Source organism: Vibrio sp. 10N.286.49.C3, from assembly GCF_041469545.1.
GTDB lineage: Bacteria > Pseudomonadota > Gammaproteobacteria > Enterobacterales > Vibrionaceae > Vibrio > Vibrio tasmaniensis_A.
Genome location: NZ_JBFRKT010000009.1, coordinates 86484 through 104919 on the forward strand (window position 1 = coordinate 86484; position 18436 = coordinate 104919).

Consider the following 18436-nt stretch of genomic DNA (forward strand, 5'->3'; position numbering starts at 1 on the left):
TCCTCTTTTGACTGTCGGACCAATTGGCACGCATTGTACCTATCCGGAATCCAACTAGGAATGCCTTCGCTGATATAATCACCCGAATCTGGTTGTTTTGTGTGGTTACGCGTTTTAATTGTCAGATATTAGCGAGTTTACAGCAGTAAAAGGAACGATCCTGTGGTGAATACTTGAACGTTTCAGTCAGGTATTAGATAATCACCAGAATATAAGAAAATATTCAACAACTATGGTCTCGATTTAGATTTGTATCATGTTGTTTTTGACACAGGTAAGAGAGGTTGTCGTGAGCGAAGTAAATATCCCATTGTCCTTTTCTGATGCAGCAGCTACCCGCGTACAAACGCTAATTGCTGAAGAAGAAAACCCAGAGCTAAAACTGCGTGTATACATTACAGGCGGCGGTTGTAGTGGCTTCCAGTACGGCTTCACATTTGATGAAAAAGTAAATGATGGCGACACTACCATTGTAAATAGCGGTGTGACGCTGGTTGTTGACCCAATGAGCCTACAGTACTTAATGGGCGGCATGGTTGATTACACTGAAGGCCTAGAAGGCGCACGTTTCTTTGTGAACAACCCGAACGCGACAACAACATGTGGTTGTGGCGCATCATTTAGCGTTTAGCGTGCACGAAAGGTAGCTTGAACGGAAAGCTACATTAGAAATATTTTAAACGCCGAGCCAATGCTCGGTGTTTTTGTTTGTAAAAAATACACCATACAAAACAGACAGTAAGTCGACTTATTCTAGGCATGTACGCCAAGGTTATTTTGGGTGGTTATGCTTAAGTTCAACCTTATTCATTTGCTTTATAGTAAACGCCATATTTTTTAAACTGTCGATAGCGTCCAACTTCGTTGGGTGTGGGTCTGTTAAAGTTACCTCTGTGCATCAGGATGTTGCATATGACGGTGTTAAGCTAATTAGCGCGCCTTAATCACATCGGACAAAAGGATTTGCTATGCCCACTCTATTTTCTAACTCTCCATTTTTTCAGAAACTGAAGCAGCCGTGGTTGGTTTCTCTGGTTCTAGTTGTACTGTTGTCGATTTGGCTTGGTTTAGGAGTGGGGCAAGCGGAAGAGTCGCCAGAAAAAAAAGCGACAGAAATTCCGTTGGCTAAGGTTTCCTTTCAAACATTCACTTCATCCCCCACCTTTAAAACCATAGATCTTTATGGTCGCACAGCACCCGATAGGCATGCTCGATTGGGAGCGGAAGTCGCGGGCAAGATTGTTAGGTTGAACGTTGTGAAAGGCGATACGGTTAAAGTAGGGCAAGCCATTGCTCAGATAGATAAAGGTGACTTAGAGATTCAGCTAGAGCGAGCTTCTGCTTTATATCGCTTGAAGCAGAAGGAATTCAAAGCGGCGCAGTCGCTGAAAAAAAGAGGGCTGCAAGGCGAGATAGCCTACACCACAGCTGAGGCTTCGTTAACTGAAGCGAAGGCTATGAAGCGTAATGCTGAACTGGCTCTAAAAAATACAGTCATCACATCGCCTTTCTCCGGTGTGGTTCAAGACTTGATGGTTGAGCTTGGCGATTTCGTAGGCGTCGGCGATCCGGTTGCGGGTGTGATTGATCTTGACCCTCTGGTCATCGAAGCCGATGTCAGTGAACGTCATATCCAGCATTTGTTAGTCAATCAATCTGCTTTGGTTCGTCTGTTAGGGCGAGAAGAAGCGGAAGGTCGTCTGCGCTATGTTTCTCGAATCTCTTCTGCTTCTACTAATACCTTCCCAATAGAGATTGAAATCGATAATTCCGATGGCCTGTTACCTGCCGGTGTCAGTGCTGAAGTAACACTCAACCTAGAAACAAGTGATGCTATCAAGATAACACCTGCGATGCTGGCACTGGATGAGGCCGGTAATCTTGGGGTCAAAACTTTGGTTTCAGCCGATGACTCACCAACCGTGAAATTTATAGGTATTCAGCTAGTAAAGGCAGAACAAGATGGAGTTTGGCTCACAGGGTTAGGTCAGCGAGTTGATATTATAACTGTAGGCCAAGGGTTTGTGCGTGATGGTGATTCTGTGATTGCTGTTGAGCAAGGCGCTGAACTCTCTAACGTAACCGCAGAGTAGGAGATAACCGATGTATTCAATTATTGATGCAGCCTTGTCTCGCGCTCGAACAATGCTCTCTCTTTTAGCTCTCATATTGGTCGCAGGTGTCGTTACCTATATCACGATCCCCAAAGAATCGAGCCCCGATATTACCATCCCGATTATCTACGTTTCTGTTGGGCACCAAGGTATTTCGCCAACCGATGCAGAACGCTTATTGGTTAGACCGATAGAACAAGAGCTGAGGTCGATTGAAGGCGTAAAAGAGATGACCGCAACCGCAGCAGAAGGCCACGCCTCTGTTGTGTTGGAGTTTAATGTTGGCGTTGATCTCACCAAAGCGATGGCTGATGTGCGTGATGCTGTCGATTTAGCCAAACCAAAATTGCCAGAAGACAGTGATGAGCCGACCGTAAATGAAGTAACACTCGCGTCTGAGCAACCTGTTCTGTCTGTTGTGCTATTCGGTACTGTTCCTGAACGCACCATAGTGCAAATTGCCCGAGAGCTTGGGGATAAGCTCGAAAGCTATCGCCAAATTCTAGAGGTCGATATTGCGGGCGATCGCGATGACATCGTCGAGATCATTGTCGATCCGCTGTTGATGGAGAGCTACAGCTTAGATCAAGCGGATATCTATAACCTGATCGCTCTGAACAATCGAGTGGTCGCCGCTGGTTTTGTTGACACTGGCTACGGACGTTTCTCAGTCAAAGTTCCTTCGGTGTTTAACTCTTTAAAAGATGTACTTGAGTTGCCTATCAAAGTGGATGGTAAACAGGTTGTAACCTTTGGTGATGTGGCCACGGTTCGTCGAGCGTTTCGAGATCCTGAAAGCTTTGCCCGTTTAGATGGTAAATCTGCGGTGGTCTTGGATATCAAGAAGCGTGCGGGTGAAAATATCATCGAAACCGTAGAGTTAGTTAAAGCGGTTATGGCTGGTGCTCAACAACAAGCGGAATGGCCAAATAACTTATTGGTTAAATACACTTGGGATGAATCTAAAGACGTGAAGATCATGCTCAACGATCTTCAAAACAATATCTTGTCCGCCATCATTTTAGTGGTGATCGTTATCATCGCCATTCTTGGTGTTCGAACCGCGTTATTGGTTGGAATTTCAATACCTGGATCATTCCTCACGGGATTGTTGGTGTTGTCTGTGTTTGGTCTAACCGTCAACATTGTGGTTCTGTTCTCTTTGATCATGGCCGTTGGTATGTTGGTCGACGGCGCGATTGTTGTTACCGAGTTTGCCGATAGGCGAATGCAAGAAGGTGAAGGTAGAAAAGAAGCTTACCGAGACGCAGCGAAACGGATGGCGTGGCCGATAACCGCATCGACAGCGACAACCTTAGCTGCATTTGCTCCGTTACTGTTTTGGCCGGATGTGACAGGCGAATTCATGAAGTTTCTGCCACTAACACTGATTGCAACGCTAACCGCTTCATTGATTATGGCGTTGTTGTTTGTACCGGTATTAGGTGGCTTGATTGGCAAACCTCAATACGTATCGCCCAAGAGCCAAGCTCGAATGGTGGCACTGCATAATGGTGATTTTTCACAAGCAACGGGCTTAACCAAGGCGTATTACCACACGCTTTCGATTGCGATTAAGCATCCCTTTAAGATTCTGTTCAGTGCGATATTGCTCGCGGTTGCAGTTGGTTTTACTTACTCCAAAGCGGGCTTAGGTGCAGAGTTCTTCCCTGAGGTTGATCCACCATTCTTTAATGTCAAAGTTCGCTCACATGGTGATCTTTCTATTCAAGAAAAAGATGACATCATGCGCGATATTGAGCAAATGATGCTTAATCATGATGAGTTCGATACTGTTTACACACGCACGGGCGGGGACGACCAGATTGGCTTGATCTCGATTACTCCTGTTGATTGGCAATATCGTCGTAGTGTTAAAGCGATTATTGATGAATTAAAGGTGCAAACCGATCAATACGCTGGTGTTGAGATTGAATATAAGTTTCCAGATGCAGGGCCTCCGGTTGAAAATGATTTAGTGATTGAGCTGTCAGCAACAACACCAGAACAGCTGAATCAGGCTGCAAAAATTGTAAGAAACTGGGCGGATGGTAATCAAGCTCTGACTAACATCAGTGATACAGCAAGCAAAGATGGCATTGATTGGAAAGTGGATATTCGCCGAGACGATGCCGCACGCTTTTCCGCTGATGCGACCTTGGTGGGTAATACCGTTCAATTCGTTACCAATGGTCTCAAGATTGGTGATTACCTGCCTGATGATTCTTCAGAAGAGGTCGATATCTTGGTGCGTTACCCTAATGATAAAAGAGATATCGGACGCTTTGACCAGTTGAGAGTCAAAACACCTGCTGGCTTGGTGCCGATCACCAACTTTGCTCAGATTGTTCCCGACCATAAGCAAGATACGATTAAGCGCCTCGATGGTAAGCGCGTAGTGAACATCATGGCGGATATGGAAGAGGGCTATAACCTTGCCCTCGAACTGCCAAAGATTGAGCAAGCGTTAAGTGAATTGGGGCTACCGAGTAGTGTCGAGTTTCGTATCCGTGGTCAGAATGAAGAACAAGAAAATTCTTCGGCCTTCCTACAAAGTGCATTCATGGTTGCACTGGCGGTAATGGCGTTGATTTTGATTACTCAGTTTAATAGCTTCTATCAAGCATTCCTGATTCTTAGTGCGGTGCTGTTCTCTACGGTTGGTGTGTTTGTTGGTCTGCTTATCTTCCAACGTCCGTTTGGTATCGTGATGTCCGGTATTGGAGTGATTGCACTGGCAGGTATAGTGGTGAACAACAATATCGTGCTGATTGATACCTATAATCAGCTAATCAAAAGAGGCTTAGATAAGCGCGATGCAATTCTGAGAACCGGTGTTCAGCGTTTAAGACCAGTGATGCTTACTACGGTCACTACCATATTAGGCTTGATGCCGATGGTATTAGAGATGAACATTGATCTGATTAACCAAAAAATAGAGTTTGGCGCGCCGAGTACCCAATGGTGGTCGCAACTCGCTACGGCGATTGCGGGAGGGTTGGCATTTGCAACGGTACTAACCTTGGTGCTGACGCCTTGTCTATTAATGCTAGGGCGAGATAAGAAGCCTGAAAAATAGTAGATACAGTGGTTCGATGAACATAAAAAAGAGCGCCTTGGTGGGCGCTCTTTTCGTTGGTTTATAGGGCTCTTAACCTAATTGGTATCTAGTTGCCTAATTAGTCGCTAGCAACTGGCCGTATCGCTCAAGGTTATTCAGTCGAATCTCTGAGTTGGCAATAAAGGTTGCTTTTGCTTTACCGGTTAACGACTTAGATTGCGGTAATTTCACGGTTCGCGCATTTTTATGTACGCCATTGACCAAGAATTCATAGTGTAAGTGCGGGCCAGTCACACGGCCTGTACCGCCCAAAGTACCAATGGTTTGGCCTTGTTTTACGCGCTGACCTGTTTTTACCATACGTCGCTTCATATGCAAGTATTTAGTGATATAGGTGTTGCTGTGGCGAATGAACACGTAGTTACCATTGAATTGGTTATAACCCGATTTCTGAACAATACCGTCACCGGCTGCCCAGATAGGTGTGCCAACAGGGGCTGCGTAGTCGGTGCCTCGGTGAGCTCGAACCTTACCGGTTACTGGGTGTTTTCTACGAGGGTTAAAGTTCGATGTTACACGGCGAAAATCAATCGGTGAGCGCAAGAAGGCTTTCTTCATGGCACGACCATTTTCATCGAAGTAGTTGCCGCTTCTATCATCTAATACCGCGGTAAATGAATCACCTTGGTTTTTGAATACTGCCGCCATGATCTTGCCGCGACCTATCACTTCGCCTTCAACGACTTTCTCTTGGTACAAAATCTTAAAGCTGTCGTTGTTGCGAATATCCAACGCAAAGTCGATATCCCAACCGAAGATGCCCGCCAGTTCCATAATTTGGTTTGCAGTTAGGCCTGCATTGACGCCGGCGTTCCAGAAGTTAGACGTGATGTTGGCTTCGGCATAGTTGTATTGGTAGGCCACTTCCTTTTTGTCGAAGCTAGAGGAGAATGAATCGCCAGACTTAGTGATCTTGAAGCTTTCAAACGCACTAAGTTGTCGCTTCAACTGAATAAGGTCGTTGTTTTCATCAAAGCCGAATTGTAATACGTCGCCAGGTCTTAGATTGGACAGCTGCTTTTTAATATCGTTGTTGGTATTGAGTAGAGTGATCAGTAAACGGTATGAAAGGCCAATACGTTCAAATAAAACAGAGGTGCTTTCGCCAGAGCGAACGGTGTATTTCTCCCATTTGAGTACTGCCGTCGGTGGTGCGTCACTTGAGCTAACAAGTGCTGATGCACTGATCGTCAGTGGGTAGTGTTTTCCAACGACTAAAGCTCCCGTATCGTCACGTAAGCTGTTGACGTCGGGGAGTAAGAAAATAGCGATAAAAATTACGGCACTAAAAAATGCGATAAATGCCCGGTGCAAAATGGGAAGGCGTGCAAAAATAGACAACATGTTCCGGTTCGTTCTGTAAATATTATGAAAATAGACGACGGAATAGTGTAACTGGTTTCAAAATACATCGCTATTCAAGTAAGATGTCTAATTATTATATTTTTGCCAAATCTGTGGGAGTGAACAAGAATGGCGAGTATTGAAGCTGCACTAGCCGAGATCAAACGTGGCGTAGAAGAACTGATTCCAGAAGACGAACTGATTGCGAAACTAAAAGAAGGTCGTCCTTTACGCATTAAACTGGGTGCCGATCCAACCGCTCCAGATATCCACCTAGGCCATACGGTTATCTTTAACAAGCTTCGTGCTTTCCAAGAGCTTGGTCATGAAGTGACGTTCCTTATCGGTGATTTCACAGCAATGGTTGGTGATCCATCAGGTAAGAACTCAACACGTCCACCGCTAAGCCGTGAAGACGTATTGAAGAATGCTGAAACTTACAAAGAGCAAGTATTCAAGATTCTAGATCCTGCGAAAACGCAAATTCGTTTCAACTCTGAGTGGTTATCTGAGCTTGGTGCAGAAGGCATGATTCGTCTTGCTTCTAACCAAACTGTTGCTCGTATGCTTGAGCGTGATGACTTTAAAAAGCGTTACGCTGGTGGTCAACCGATCGCAATCCACGAGTTCATGTACCCACTTCTTCAAGGTCACGACTCTGTTGCACTAGAGAGCGATGTTGAGCTTGGCGGTACTGACCAGAAGTTTAACCTTCTAATGGGTCGTGAACTGCAAAAAGCAGCAGGTCAAAAACCACAAGCGGTACTGATGATGCCACTACTTGTTGGTTTAGACGGCGTTAAGAAGATGTCTAAGTCTGCGCACAACTACATCGGTATCAGCGAAGCACCAAGCGAGATGTTTGGTAAGATCATGTCTATCTCTGACGATCTAATGTGGAGCTACTACGAGCTACTGTCTTTCCGTCCTCTTGAAGAAGTTGCGGAACTGAAAGCTGGCGTTGAGGCGGGAAAAAACCCTCGTGACGTGAAAGTACTTCTTGCTAAAGAGATCATTGCTCGTTTCCACAGCGAAGCCGATGCTGAAGCCGCTGAGCAAGAGTTCGTTAACCGTTTTGCTAAGAACCAAGTTCCTGATGAAATGCCTGAATTCGAATTCGAAGCTGGCCTGCCAATTGCGAACGTTCTAAAGGAAGCAGGTCTTGTAAACTCGACTTCTGATGCGATGCGTATGATCAAGCAAGGCGCAGCTAAGCTTGAAGGCGAGAAGATTGAAGACAGCAAATTCGTACCTGAAGCAGGTACTGCGGTCTACCAAGTAGGTAAGCGTAAGTTTGCTCGTATTACTATTAAGTAATATTAAATCTCAATGATTTATAGAAAAGGTATCTTCGGATGCCTTTTTTATTGACCCCTATTTATTGACAGAAAGTTGACGAAGAATTTTTTACAGGATTGCTACACTATGCGCGCTGTCGAGCTGACAGTAATTTTGGAGATTTTTATGAACAATACCGACCATCCTCCTAGTTTGAATGGAGAAGAATAACTCGTCTCGGTATTGATCTATTGTCCTGCCGTTCGGGTAGGGTATCTGTTTTCCCTTCATTCTTTTCCACACTCTAGATTCTAACAAGTAGACACGTCAGTGCTTTAAGCTCTTGGTGCGCTTAGTTGTATATTCTTGATGTATATAGCTATACGCTCTTGGAGTACACCGCTTTATACTCTCGGGGTACTCTCTATAGGCTACTTGTTTTGATGGTCGTTACCTTTGCCAATCGGGAGATTCGCCATGACGGTAATGAACAACACTTTTTTATCTATTGAAGCTCTGTACTCAGAGCAAGACATCCAAGCTGTATCGAATGCCTTTCAACAGTATGGGCGTGAGCAACAAATTAACCTTTTAAACCGCATGCCACTTGAAGATGCGGTGTTAGTGCTTGGGCAATGCTCTCTTAGTACGATTCAGACTTTACTTAGTGAGCTAGAAGAGCAGGGCTTTGAGAAGCGCTCTCGACATCTAGCTCACCAACTAGGGCTGATCTACTCAGAGGTTGAACCTCAACAAGGTTACCTTTCAACTGGAGTGCTTAGCCATGTTAGGCAGCGTATCGGTTGGATTATTGCCTTAGCACTGCTGGGCATTGTCTCTGGGCTTATCATTGCTCAGTATGAAGATATTCTTAGCCAGCTAGTACTTCTGGCGATCTATATGCCGGTAATCGCTGCCGCGGGTGGCAACACAGGAACACAAGCTGCGACTTTGGTCATTAGGGCCTTAGCCACAGGGGAATTGAAGAAACGCCAGTGGGCCAACGTTCTATGGAAAGAGCTTAGAGTTGCTATCTGTTTAGCTCTTGCGATCGCCTTAGTGATGATTGGCCGAATCTTATTATTCAGTGACAACCAGTCAACGGGTGGTTACGACATTAATATGATTGCTTACGCGATTGCTGTTGCTCTGTTTATTCAAGTGACCATATCAACTGTACTCGGCGGCGGGTTACCGATAGTCGCTCGATTCTTCAAACTTGATCCTGCTGTGTTAGTGAGCCCTGTACTGGCTTCGATAGTGGATATCTCTGGAATGTGGATCTACTTCACTGTGGTTAATTCATTCTTAGGGATCGCTTAGCGTTTATAAAAATAGCTAAAAACACCTTAGAGAAAAAAATGGCGCTGAAGATTCAAGATCTTCAGCGCCATTTTATTGCTTAAGTAGAAGCTTAAACAGAGTTGAACATTACTTAGATTTGCTCTGTGTTTGACTGAATTCAACTACATCTGTGTAGAAAGCTCGTTCAAACTGGGTGATGGGTGCTTCTACTGGTTTTTCTGGATCTGGTGTGTCAGGAAAGTAATCACGGACAAACTGTACAAATAGAGAGTTTGGTTTTCCCGCTTTATCTAAACCAAAGCCAGCCATGTTGTAGCTCCCATACAAAGAACCACTTTTGGCAATAATGTTGCCTTGGATTGGTGCTTTTCTCATGCTTTGACGGTATTTGAGCGTGCCATCAGTGCCAGATGTAGGCATAGCCTCAATCAGGTTGAGCTGTTTATCGTTCTCCCAGATATAACGAAGTACCTGAGCCATGGTTTGCGAGGTCATGCGGTTATTTCTGGATAGCCCTGAACCATCGACCAACTGTGCTTGGCTTAGGTCAATATTGGCTTTGGTCAGTAATATCTGCTTTATCGCTTCAGTGCCGTTATTAAAGCTGCCCGGTTGAACATAAAATGTCGCACCCAGTGTTTTGGTTAGGTTGTCTGCTATTAGATTGTCTGATTTCTTGAGCATGATATTAATCAGTTCGGGAAGTTTCTCTGAGCTGTGACTTGCGATTAACGTGCTTTTGCCTGCTTTAGCTTTTTTGCCAACGACCACATTGCCTTTTACTTCAATTCTCAGTTCTTTAAGAATCGATGTAACGACTTGATAGGTGTAAAGTTCTGGACTTTGAATCGCGAACTTGAGCGGCAGTGGTTTCTTACGTTCAACTAAGCAACCAGAGAGCTTGTAAGTGTTATCTGGGGTAGTAATAAGCTCCAAGTCGCATTGCGTTGCCTTTTGGCCAGAGCGAGTTACCGTGGCTGCTGAGGTTGTCACGTCTATCGGATAGTGAGCTGGGATATATACGCGTGTTGTACCGTTATCTTTTGTATAAATAGAGGCTTGTGCGCAGTTACTGTCTAAGGTCATTGCACTAGAGGGAGCGCTGTAACAAACGCCTAAAATGTCCCAAGGCCAACCAACCGCTCGTTGATAGCCAGTAAAAGCTGAGTTATCGAGGTATAAGTTGCCCTTGATTGTTTTAGATTGCGATTTAGCATATTGATCTAAAAGATTTTTTAGATGCTCTCTTTGTAGTGTAGGGTCACCACTGAATGCGATCACGACATCTTTATTAGAACGCGCAATGCTGGTCGTGTAGTTAAAATTATCTCCTAACTCCAATTTGGCTGCCAAAGCGGTGACTAGCTTTAACGTACTGGCGGGAGGGTAAAAGCCATCGCTATTGGTGTTCAACTCACTCGAATCATCACTCAATGACTTCAGTATCAAGCTTGTGCTACTGCCATCGGGCAGTTTATCTAGAGGGAGGTATTCGAAAGCACTAATTGAATAGCTACACAGTGACAAACCACATAGGAGTAAGCTGGATAGAAGGCGCATAGAAGGTTTTCTTGGATGACTGATGTTTTCAGTATACAGATATAAAAAACGCCCGCTATAGAGCGGGCGTTTTGATTCTCAATTAACTAATTAATCAATTAGATAATCAGAATTAGAAGTCGTAACGTAGACCTAGAGCAAGCTCGTCTTCAGCACCTTTAGTACCAACTGTTGAAGTACCTAGCTTGTCGCTAGCGCTTAGTAGGTTGAAGTTGTACGATACGTAACCACGGAAGTTAGGCTTGAAGTAGTACGTTGCATCAACAGCGATATTGTCTGCCGATGTGTCGCTACCTGTTTCTGCGTTGTTGTATGTGGTTGAGAATACAGTTTGACCTAGAGTGTAAGCGGCTGCTACTTCGTAACCAGTGTAGTCTTGAACACCTGTGAACTTGCTACCAATGCTTGAAGCGTTTGAAGATTTGTACTGGCGGTCAAAATCTTTTTCTCCGTCAGTGAATACACCAGCGAAGTATAGGTCGCCCATAGTGTAAGAGCCCGAAAGCATGTATTCGTTGTTCTTATCTTGGTCTGCGTAACCAGCACCTAGTTTAACGCCAGTTTCACCGATTGCGTAGATACCAGATAGAGAGTAGCCGTCTTGACCGTTGTCAGTGTAGCCTACGTTGTTTGCAGTGTCGTCGTTACGGTCAGCAAAACGGTAGCTTGCTTTAAGACTTAGGTCTTGGAATTGACCTTTGTAAGAAAGCATGTTGTCAGCACGGTCAGCAGCATTGATTTTGTCTGCTGCAGAGTTGCCGTGGTAAGCCATGATATCGGTAAAGTCAGTGATTACGCCTAGAGCGCCGTCATTTTTACCGTAAGTCACTTCACCGAATGTACCGCCAAGTCCAGCGTAAGCATAACGGTTAGTTAGGCTGTCGCTATCGCTGTCTGTAGGACCACCGTTGTCAGCAGTTGTGAATTCGCCTTCGTAGAAACCAACACCGTATAGGCCGTCTTGGATTTCAACTTGACCTAGGAAGTTAAGACGGATACGAGAGTTGTCTTGTACGTTGCCATCTTTCATAGAAAGACGAGCTTCCGCACGGCCACCCATTTCTAGAGAAGTACCGTCTTGGTTGTATAGTTCTGAAGCGTTAGCACCAGTAGCAAGAGCTGCAGCAGATACAGCAAGCGCGATCATAGTCTTGTTCATGTTATTAATTCCTAATTACTGTCCATAAAGGTATTTATCAAGGATTTGAATCCTTTTTGTGTATTGCTCGTATTAATCAAGCTTCATAATCATGCTTAGAACAAAAGCGTGAAACTTGCCAGAACAATCCGTGGGGTACTTTTTAACCCTAAAGTTCCACCATCAGGTAGTAAAATGATATCAATAAAAATTATGCACACTGTTTTATTGGGCCTGTCACCATCTAAGTTGTTGATTTTATGTGGTTTTTATAAAAGTGTGATCTGTGTTTATTTGGTTTATTTTTGTTTTTTTTAGATATTTCATCGCCAGCTTATTGATGGTGAGGTTATTATTCATTTTTGTGATGTCTGTAATTTAGACCTAGATAAAGCTTTTATAACGCAAAGTGGAATAAAGGTGATTTAGCCATAAAGTTTGTTTACACTAAGCCAAATCGTTTTGTTTCTATCACCCAATAAGTATGTTGGGTGGATTTATGTTGGCCAAAGAAAGCTTTGGCATAGAGGTAAAAAATGGAAAAGGTTCCAATGACAGTACGTGGCGCTCAGCAGCTACGTGACGAATTAGATCGCCTACTTAAGCTACGTCCTATTATTTCAGCAGCTATTGGTGAAGCTCGTGAACTCGGTGACTTGAAAGAGAACGCTGAATACCACGCAGCTCGTGAAGAGCAGGGTATCTGTGAAGCTCAAATTCGAGATATTGAATATAAGCTATCACTGGCTCAGATCATCGATGTAACGCAGATGGATAACACAGGTAAGATTATCTTTGGCACGACAGTGACTTTGATTGACGTAGATACGGATGAAGAATTCCGCTACCAAATCGTTTCTGAAGATGAAGCCGATATCAAAACGGGTCGCATTTCTGTGAAATCCCCAATTGCACGTGGTCTTATCGGTAAGATGGAAGGCGATGAAGTACTGATCTCTACCCCAGGTGGTGATAAAGACTTCGAAATCGACAAAGTAGAATACATCTAATTGAATTTTCTTTGTTTTTGATAAGTAAAAAGGTCGCTAATGCGACCTTTTTCGTTTCTCACGCTACACTAAAAGCTAAGCGCAGTGGCTTCCTTTTAATGAAGTTAGCTTATATTAAGCTCGCTTACTTGCGTGGAATCTCGATTTTACGTGCTTCTGACTGACGGAACAGTACTAGAACTTTACCGATAGTCTGTACTTTCTCAGCTTTAGATTCACGTACAATTGCATCGATAATCAGTTGCTTAGTATCACGGTCTTCTGATGCAACTTTAATCTTGATCAGTTCGTGGTGGTCTAGAGCTAATTCGATTTCCGCTAGAACAGCTTCAGTAAGTCCATTTGCGCCCATTAGCACAACAGGTTTTAAACTGTGAGCTAGGCCCTTTAGATGCTGCTTTTGTTTGGTACTTAGGTTCATTACGCGGCCAATTTTATTTAGTATTAGGGTTGAAAAAACCTATTTTAACGCCATCTAAAGCTGAAGACTATAATTTATTCAGCAATTAGTACTTTCCTCCAATTTAGGTATCCAATGAGCAAACAGAAACACTCGGCCAGTTCAGGCCGTTGGTTGAAGGAACACTTCGACGACAAGTACGCAAATGAAGCCAGAAAAAAAGGCTATCGTTCGCGTGCTTATTTCAAAATGGAAGAGATTCAAACGAAAGATAAATTGCTGACTCCAGGGATGACCATTGTGGATTTGGGTGCAGCGCCTGGCGGTTGGTCTCAATATGCTGCTAAGATTATCGGAGACAACGGTCAAATCATTGCGTGTGACTTGTTACCAATGGATCCGATTGCTGGAGTGAGCTTTTTACAAGGCGATTTCCGCGAAGAAGCTGTGCTAGATGCGTTGTTGGAACGTATACAACCAAACATGGTTGATGTCGTGATGTCTGATATGGCACCTAATATAGCAGGCAACAATTCTGTGGATCAGCCAAGAGCTATGTATTTAGTTGAATTAGCTTTGGATATGTGTCGACAAGTTCTAGCTACCAATGGTAGTTTTGTTGTAAAAGTATTCCAAGGCGAAGGGTTTGACCAATATGTTAAGGACGTCCGTGAGATGTTTAAAACAGTCAAAGTTAGAAAACCCGACTCTTCTCGAGCTCGCTCTCGTGAAGTGTTTATCGTAGCAACTGGTTACAAAGGTTAACGATTCTCTTCCAAGAGTGAGAGTTAACAACATGGCTACAGGTTACAAACTGTAGTACCCTACCTTTAATTACAATTAGTTATCGAGAGGCTTACACCTTGAGTGACATGGCAAAAAATTTAATTCTGTGGCTTGTTATCGCGGTAGTGTTGATGTCGGTATTCCAGAGCTTCGGCCCTGGGGAAAGTAACGGCAGAGCAGTAGATTACACCACGTTTGTACAGGAAGTTGGCCAAGGCCAGATTCAAGACGCACAGTTCAATAACAGCGAAATCACTTTCACACGTCGTGGTGGTGGCTCTAAGTATGTAACTTACATGCCTGTTTATGATCAAAAGCTACTTGATGACTTAATTAATCAAAACGTAAAAGTTCAGGGTACACCACCTGAAGAGCAGAGCCTGCTTGGCACTATCTTCATTTCATGGTTCCCAATGATCTTACTGATTGGTGTGTGGATTTTCTTCATGCGTCAAATGCAAGGCGGCGGCGGCGGTAAAGGCGCAATGTCTTTTGGTAAGAGCAAAGCTCGAATGATGAGCGAAGAACAAATCAAAACGATGTTTGCTGATGTTGCTGGTTGTGACGAAGCAAAAGAAGACGTGAAAGAGCTTGTGGATTACCTTCGTGACCCAAGCCGCTTCCAAAAGCTTGGTGGTAAGATCCCGACAGGTATCCTGTTGGTCGGTCCTCCTGGTACGGGTAAGACATTGCTTGCAAAAGCGATTGCTGGTGAAGCGAAAGTACCGTTCTTTACTATCTCTGGTTCTGACTTCGTTGAAATGTTTGTTGGTGTTGGTGCATCTCGTGTGCGTGACATGTTCGAACAAGCGAAGAAAGCAGCGCCTTGTATCATCTTTATCGATGAAATCGATGCTGTAGGTCGTCAACGTGGCGCTGGTGTTGGTGGTGGTCACGATGAACGTGAGCAAACACTTAACCAAATGCTGGTTGAGATGGATGGTTTCGAAGGTAACGAAGGTATTATTGTTATCGCTGCGACTAACCGTCCAGACGTACTAGACCCTGCATTACTTCGTCCTGGTCGTTTTGACCGTCAAGTTGTGGTTGGTCTGCCTGATGTACGTGGTCGTGAACAGATTCTTAAAGTACACATGCGTAAAGTGCCACTATCAGGTGATGTTGAACCATCTTTGATTGCTCGTGGTACTCCAGGTTTCTCTGGTGCAGACCTTGCGAACCTTGTTAACGAAGCGGCTCTATTTGCTGCTCGTGGTAACAAACGCAATGTATCTATGGTTGAGTTTGAACTTGCGAAAGACAAAATTATGATGGGTGCAGAGCGCCGTTCAATGGTGATGTCTGAGGAAGTGAAAGAGTCAACGGCTTACCACGAAGCAGGTCACGCAATCGTTGGTCGTTTGGTACCTGAACACGATCCAGTGTACAAAGTATCAATCATCCCACGTGGTCGTGCGCTTGGTGTAACTATGTACTTACCTGAGCAAGACCGCGTAAGCATGTCTCGCCAGCATCTAGAATCAATGATCTCTAGCTTGTACGGTGGTCGTCTTGCTGAAGAGCTTATCTACGGTAAAGACAAAGTTTCGACTGGTGCGTCTAACGATATCGAGCGTGCAACTGATATTGCTCGTAAGATGGTTACGCAGTGGGGCTTCTCTGAAAAACTAGGTCCTCTTCTTTATGCTGAAGAAGAAGGCGAAGTTTTCCTAGGTCGCGGCATGAGCCAAGCGAAACATGTTTCTGACGATACAACTAGATTAATCGATGAAGAAATTCGTATTCTTATCGACCGTAACTATGCTCGTGCGAAACAGATTCTTGAAGAGAACATGGATATCATGCACTCGATGAAAGATGCGCTAATGAAGTTTGAAACGATTGATGCAGGTCAGATTGATGACTTGATGGAACGCAAAGATGACATTCGTGAGCCTGCTGGTTGGGGTGACCAGGCGAAAGCAGAACCTGCAAAGGAAGAAGCTAAACCTGAAGCTAAATCAGAAGAGAAAGCCGAAGCCGAGCCAAAAGCTGAAGAGTCGACAGTTGAAGAAGCTAAATCTGAATCAGATGACGCTCAAAACAAAGATTCTTAATCGCTAAGCTATTAATTAAAACCCTGAGTACGCTCAGGGTTTTTCTGTTTCTAGGCCAAGATATTTTTTACCTTTAAGACCCACCTTCCATGATATTAAAAGCACACAATAAAACGCTCGTTTTAGACCGCCCACATGTGATGGGTATCCTCAATGTTACGCCTGACTCTTTCTCTGATGGCGGAAAATTCAATTCATTAGATAATGCTTTACTGCAAGCAGAGCGAATGATTCAGGCTGGCGTTAGCATTATTGATATTGGTGGTGAGTCGACTCGTCCGGGTGCTCCAGAGGTGTCCTTAGAGGAAGAGTTAGCTCGAGTTATCCCTGCGATTAAAGCGATTCGCGCCAAGTTTGATGTTTGGATCTCGATTGATACCAGCAAAGCGGATGTGATGCGTCAAGCCGTTGAAGCGGGTGCTGACTTGATCAATGATGTGCGAGCTCTGCAAGAGCCGGGCGCTTTAGAGGCTGCTGCTCAAGCTCAAGTTCCAGTTTGTTTGATGCACATGAAAGGCCAGCCAAGAAACATGCAAGCTAACCCTAGTTATGACGATGTTTTCACTGATGTTGAAGACTTTTTAAAAGAAAGGGCTGAGGCTTGTGAGTCCGTAGGTATACCTAAAGATCAACTTATTTTAGATCCTGGCTTTGGCTTTGGTAAAACGATAGAGCATAATTACCACCTATTAGCACACCTTGAAAAATTTCATACGCTTGGCTTGCCAATCTTAGCGGGTATCTCGAGAAAATCGATGATCTTTAAACTGCTAGACAAAGCACCAGTAGATTGCATGGTAGGAAGTGTTACTTGCGCCACCATTGCTGCGATGAAAGGTGCTCAAATTATTCGCGTTCACGATGTAGAAGATACATTGGAAGCGATGAAGATAATCGAAGTGATGAATAACAATCACTAATCATAATTAAGGAAAATCAATATGTCTGATAAAAGACGTTACTTCGGCACAGATGGTGTACGTGGAAAAGTGGGCCAGTACCCAATCACACCTGATTTTGTTTTGAAGCTTGGCTGGGCTGCTGGTCGTGTTCTTGCGAAGCAGGGCACAAAGAAAGTGATCATTGGTAAAGATACTCGTATCTCTGGCTACATGCTTGAGTCTGCACTAGAAGCGGGACTTGCTGCTGCTGGTCTTCAAGCTACGTTTACTGGTCCAATGCCAACACCTGCTGTTGCTTACCTAACACAAACTTTCCGTGCTGAAGCGGGGATTGTTATCTCTGCATCGCACAACCCATTCTATGACAACGGCATCAAGTTCTTCTCGTCTGAAGGTACTAAATTGTCGGATGACATTGAACTCGCCATCGAAGCTGAGCTAGACAAAGATATCGAGTGCGTTGAATCTTCTGAATTAGGTAAAGCGGTGCGCCTAAATGATGCAGCAGGCCGTTATATTGAATTTTGTAAAAGTACATTCCCACACAAAATGACGCTAGCTGGTATGAAAATTGTGGTGGATTGCGCGCATGGTGCGACTTATCACATTGCGCCGGCTGTATTTAAAGAGCTGGGTGCTGAGGTTGTTGCGATTGGTGTGGAGCCAAATGGCACTAACATCAACCACGAAGTCGGTGCGACTGATGTACGCGCTCTGCAAGCTAAAGTGCTTGAAGAAAAAGCGGCGTTAGGCCTTGGCTTTGATGGTGATGGTGATCGTATCATCATGGTTGATGAGCTAGGCAACAAGGTTGATGGCGACCAAATCGCTTACATCATTGCTCGTGATGCGCTACGTCGTGGTGAACTAAAAGGCGGAGTTGTTGGTACGCTAATGACCAACCTTGGTATGGAAAATGGCCTTAAGCAGTTAGGTATTCCATTTGTACGTGCTGCTGTTGGTGACCGTTACGTTATGGAACAACTTCTAGCTAAAGGCTGGAAGATCGGTGCTGAGAACTCGGGGCACGTTATCCTATTAGATAAAGTGACGACAGGTGATGCTATCGTTGCTGCTCTGCAAGTATTGGCCTCAGTTGTCGATAGTGAAATGACACTGAATGAACTTTCTCAAGGTATGACGTTATACCCTCAAGTTCTAGAAAATGTTCGTTTCAGTGGTGATTCAAACCCACTAGAAGCAGAGGCTGTGAAAGCGGCTGTTATTGAAGTCGAGACGGAACTCGGTGAGAAAGGTCGTGTGCTATTACGCAAATCGGGTACTGAGCCACTACTGCGCGTAATGGTCGAAGGTGAAGATGCTGAACTTGTTCAGAGTTCTGCACTGAAAATTGCTGATGCAGTAAAAGCGAATTGCTAATAAAACGTTTGCCGTAACAGGCGAAGTCGGTCTCACTTGTG

At 44.4% G+C, this 18436-nt stretch carries 14 protein-coding genes; 10 read left to right on the forward strand and 4 right to left on the reverse strand.

Annotation, left to right across the window (positions count from 1 at the left end; translation table 11 throughout):
- Positions 1 to 289: 289 nt before the first annotated feature.
- The 3 genes from erpA (at position 290) to AB4180_RS04935 (ending at position 5193) form a co-directional block, all read left to right on the forward strand.
- Positions 290 to 631 carry an iron-sulfur cluster insertion protein ErpA gene (gene erpA, locus AB4180_RS04925; RefSeq protein WP_004734539.1) on the forward strand — a complete coding sequence of 114 codons (342 nt, stop codon included), beginning with the start codon at positions 290 to 292 and terminating at the stop codon, positions 629 to 631.
- Between the two features lie 337 nt (positions 632 to 968).
- Complete coding sequence (locus tag AB4180_RS04930) at positions 969 to 2093, forward strand: efflux RND transporter periplasmic adaptor subunit (protein WP_102249140.1); 1125 nt, start codon at positions 969 to 971, stop codon at positions 2091 to 2093.
- Between the two features lie 10 nt (positions 2094 to 2103).
- Positions 2104 to 5193, forward strand: a complete 3090-nt coding sequence (locus AB4180_RS04935) for an efflux RND transporter permease subunit (protein ID WP_102249139.1) — start codon at positions 2104 to 2106, stop codon at positions 5191 to 5193.
- A 96-nt stretch (positions 5194 to 5289) separates the two neighbouring features.
- Here the strand turns inward: AB4180_RS04935 and AB4180_RS04940 are convergent, their stop codons facing one another.
- On the reverse strand, positions 5290 to 6579 hold the full coding sequence (locus tag AB4180_RS04940; RefSeq protein WP_009847553.1) for a peptidoglycan DD-metalloendopeptidase family protein: 1290 nt from the start codon (positions 6577 to 6579) through the stop codon (positions 5290 to 5292).
- A 129-nt stretch (positions 6580 to 6708) separates the two neighbouring features.
- Between AB4180_RS04940 and tyrS the strand changes: the two genes are divergently transcribed.
- Together tyrS and AB4180_RS04950 are read left to right on the forward strand one after the other, a co-directional pair.
- Positions 6709 to 7896, forward strand: a complete 1188-nt coding sequence (gene tyrS, locus AB4180_RS04945; protein WP_004734518.1) for a tyrosine--tRNA ligase — start codon at positions 6709 to 6711, stop codon at positions 7894 to 7896.
- Between the two features lie 438 nt (positions 7897 to 8334).
- On the forward strand, positions 8335 to 9180 hold the full coding sequence (locus AB4180_RS04950) for a magnesium transporter (protein WP_009847552.1): 846 nt from the start codon (positions 8335 to 8337) through the stop codon (positions 9178 to 9180).
- A 108-nt stretch (positions 9181 to 9288) separates the two neighbouring features.
- Here the strand turns inward: AB4180_RS04950 and dacB are convergent, their stop codons facing one another.
- Together dacB and AB4180_RS04960 are read right to left on the reverse strand one after the other, a co-directional pair.
- Positions 9289 to 10722 (reverse strand): serine-type D-Ala-D-Ala carboxypeptidase, encoded by a 1434-nt coding sequence (gene dacB / locus AB4180_RS04955; protein ID WP_102249138.1) that lies wholly within the window; start codon positions 10720 to 10722, stop codon positions 9289 to 9291.
- A gap of 112 nt (positions 10723 to 10834) precedes the next feature.
- Positions 10835 to 11881 (reverse strand): porin, encoded by a 1047-nt coding sequence (locus AB4180_RS04960; RefSeq protein WP_102249137.1) that lies wholly within the window; start codon positions 11879 to 11881, stop codon positions 10835 to 10837.
- Positions 11882 to 12396: 515 nt separating this feature from the next.
- On the opposite strand from AB4180_RS04960, the gene greA reads away from it, so the two are divergent.
- Positions 12397 to 12870 (forward strand): transcription elongation factor GreA, encoded by a 474-nt coding sequence (gene greA, locus AB4180_RS04965; protein WP_009847549.1) that lies wholly within the window; start codon positions 12397 to 12399, stop codon positions 12868 to 12870.
- A gap of 124 nt (positions 12871 to 12994) precedes the next feature.
- On the opposite strand, the gene yhbY is transcribed toward greA, so the two are convergent.
- On the reverse strand, positions 12995 to 13291 hold the full coding sequence (gene yhbY, locus AB4180_RS04970; protein ID WP_102249136.1) for a ribosome assembly RNA-binding protein YhbY: 297 nt from the start codon (positions 13289 to 13291) through the stop codon (positions 12995 to 12997).
- A 114-nt stretch (positions 13292 to 13405) separates the two neighbouring features.
- Here yhbY and rlmE point away from each other — a divergent pair, with 114 nt between their 5' ends.
- From rlmE to glmM, 4 genes are all read left to right on the forward strand, one after another.
- Entirely contained in the window at positions 13406 to 14035 is a 630-nt protein-coding gene (gene rlmE / locus AB4180_RS04975) for a 23S rRNA (uridine(2552)-2'-O)-methyltransferase RlmE (RefSeq protein ID WP_009847548.1), read from the forward strand.
- A gap of 107 nt (positions 14036 to 14142) precedes the next feature.
- Positions 14143 to 16113: an ATP-dependent zinc metalloprotease FtsH gene (ftsH, locus tag AB4180_RS04980; RefSeq protein WP_029223088.1), complete on the forward strand. Its 1971-nt coding sequence runs from the start codon at positions 14143 to 14145 to the stop codon at positions 16111 to 16113.
- Between the two features lie 89 nt (positions 16114 to 16202).
- Positions 16203 to 17033, forward strand: coding sequence for a dihydropteroate synthase (gene folP, locus AB4180_RS04985; protein ID WP_102249135.1), 831 nt, complete (start codon positions 16203 to 16205; stop codon positions 17031 to 17033).
- Between the two features lie 21 nt (positions 17034 to 17054).
- Positions 17055 to 18395, forward strand: coding sequence for a phosphoglucosamine mutase (glmM, locus tag AB4180_RS04990; RefSeq protein ID WP_017097304.1), 1341 nt, complete (start codon positions 17055 to 17057; stop codon positions 18393 to 18395).
- Positions 18396 to 18436: the final 41 nt, after the last annotated feature.

Bases quoted from the DNA above. Each gene is read 5' to 3' on its own strand.
- AB4180_RS04930 (WP_102249140.1), top strand. From the start codon at position 969: ATGCCCACTCTATTTTCTAACTCTCCATTTTTTCAGAAACTGAAGCAG.
- AB4180_RS04935 (WP_102249139.1), top strand. From the start codon at position 2,104: ATGTATTCAATTATTGATGCAGCCTTGTCTCGCGCTCGAACAATGCTC.
- AB4180_RS04940 (WP_009847553.1), bottom strand. From the start codon at position 6,579: ATGTTGTCTATTTTTGCACGCCTTCCCATTTTGCACCGGGCATTTATC.
- tyrS (WP_004734518.1), top strand. From the start codon at position 6,709: ATGGCGAGTATTGAAGCTGCACTAGCCGAGATCAAACGTGGCGTAGAA.
- AB4180_RS04950 (WP_009847552.1), top strand. From the start codon at position 8,335: ATGACGGTAATGAACAACACTTTTTTATCTATTGAAGCTCTGTACTCA.
- dacB (WP_102249138.1), bottom strand. From the start codon at position 10,722: ATGCGCCTTCTATCCAGCTTACTCCTATGTGGTTTGTCACTGTGTAGC.
- AB4180_RS04960 (WP_102249137.1), bottom strand. From the start codon at position 11,881: ATGAACAAGACTATGATCGCGCTTGCTGTATCTGCTGCAGCTCTTGCT.
- greA (WP_009847549.1), top strand. From the start codon at position 12,397: ATGGAAAAGGTTCCAATGACAGTACGTGGCGCTCAGCAGCTACGTGAC.
- yhbY (WP_102249136.1), bottom strand. From the start codon at position 13,291: ATGAACCTAAGTACCAAACAAAAGCAGCATCTAAAGGGCCTAGCTCAC.
- rlmE (WP_009847548.1), top strand. From the start codon at position 13,406: ATGAGCAAACAGAAACACTCGGCCAGTTCAGGCCGTTGGTTGAAGGAA.
- ftsH (WP_029223088.1), top strand. From the start codon at position 14,143: ATGGCAAAAAATTTAATTCTGTGGCTTGTTATCGCGGTAGTGTTGATG.
- folP (WP_102249135.1), top strand. From the start codon at position 16,203: ATGATATTAAAAGCACACAATAAAACGCTCGTTTTAGACCGCCCACAT.
- glmM (WP_017097304.1), top strand. From the start codon at position 17,055: ATGTCTGATAAAAGACGTTACTTCGGCACAGATGGTGTACGTGGAAAA.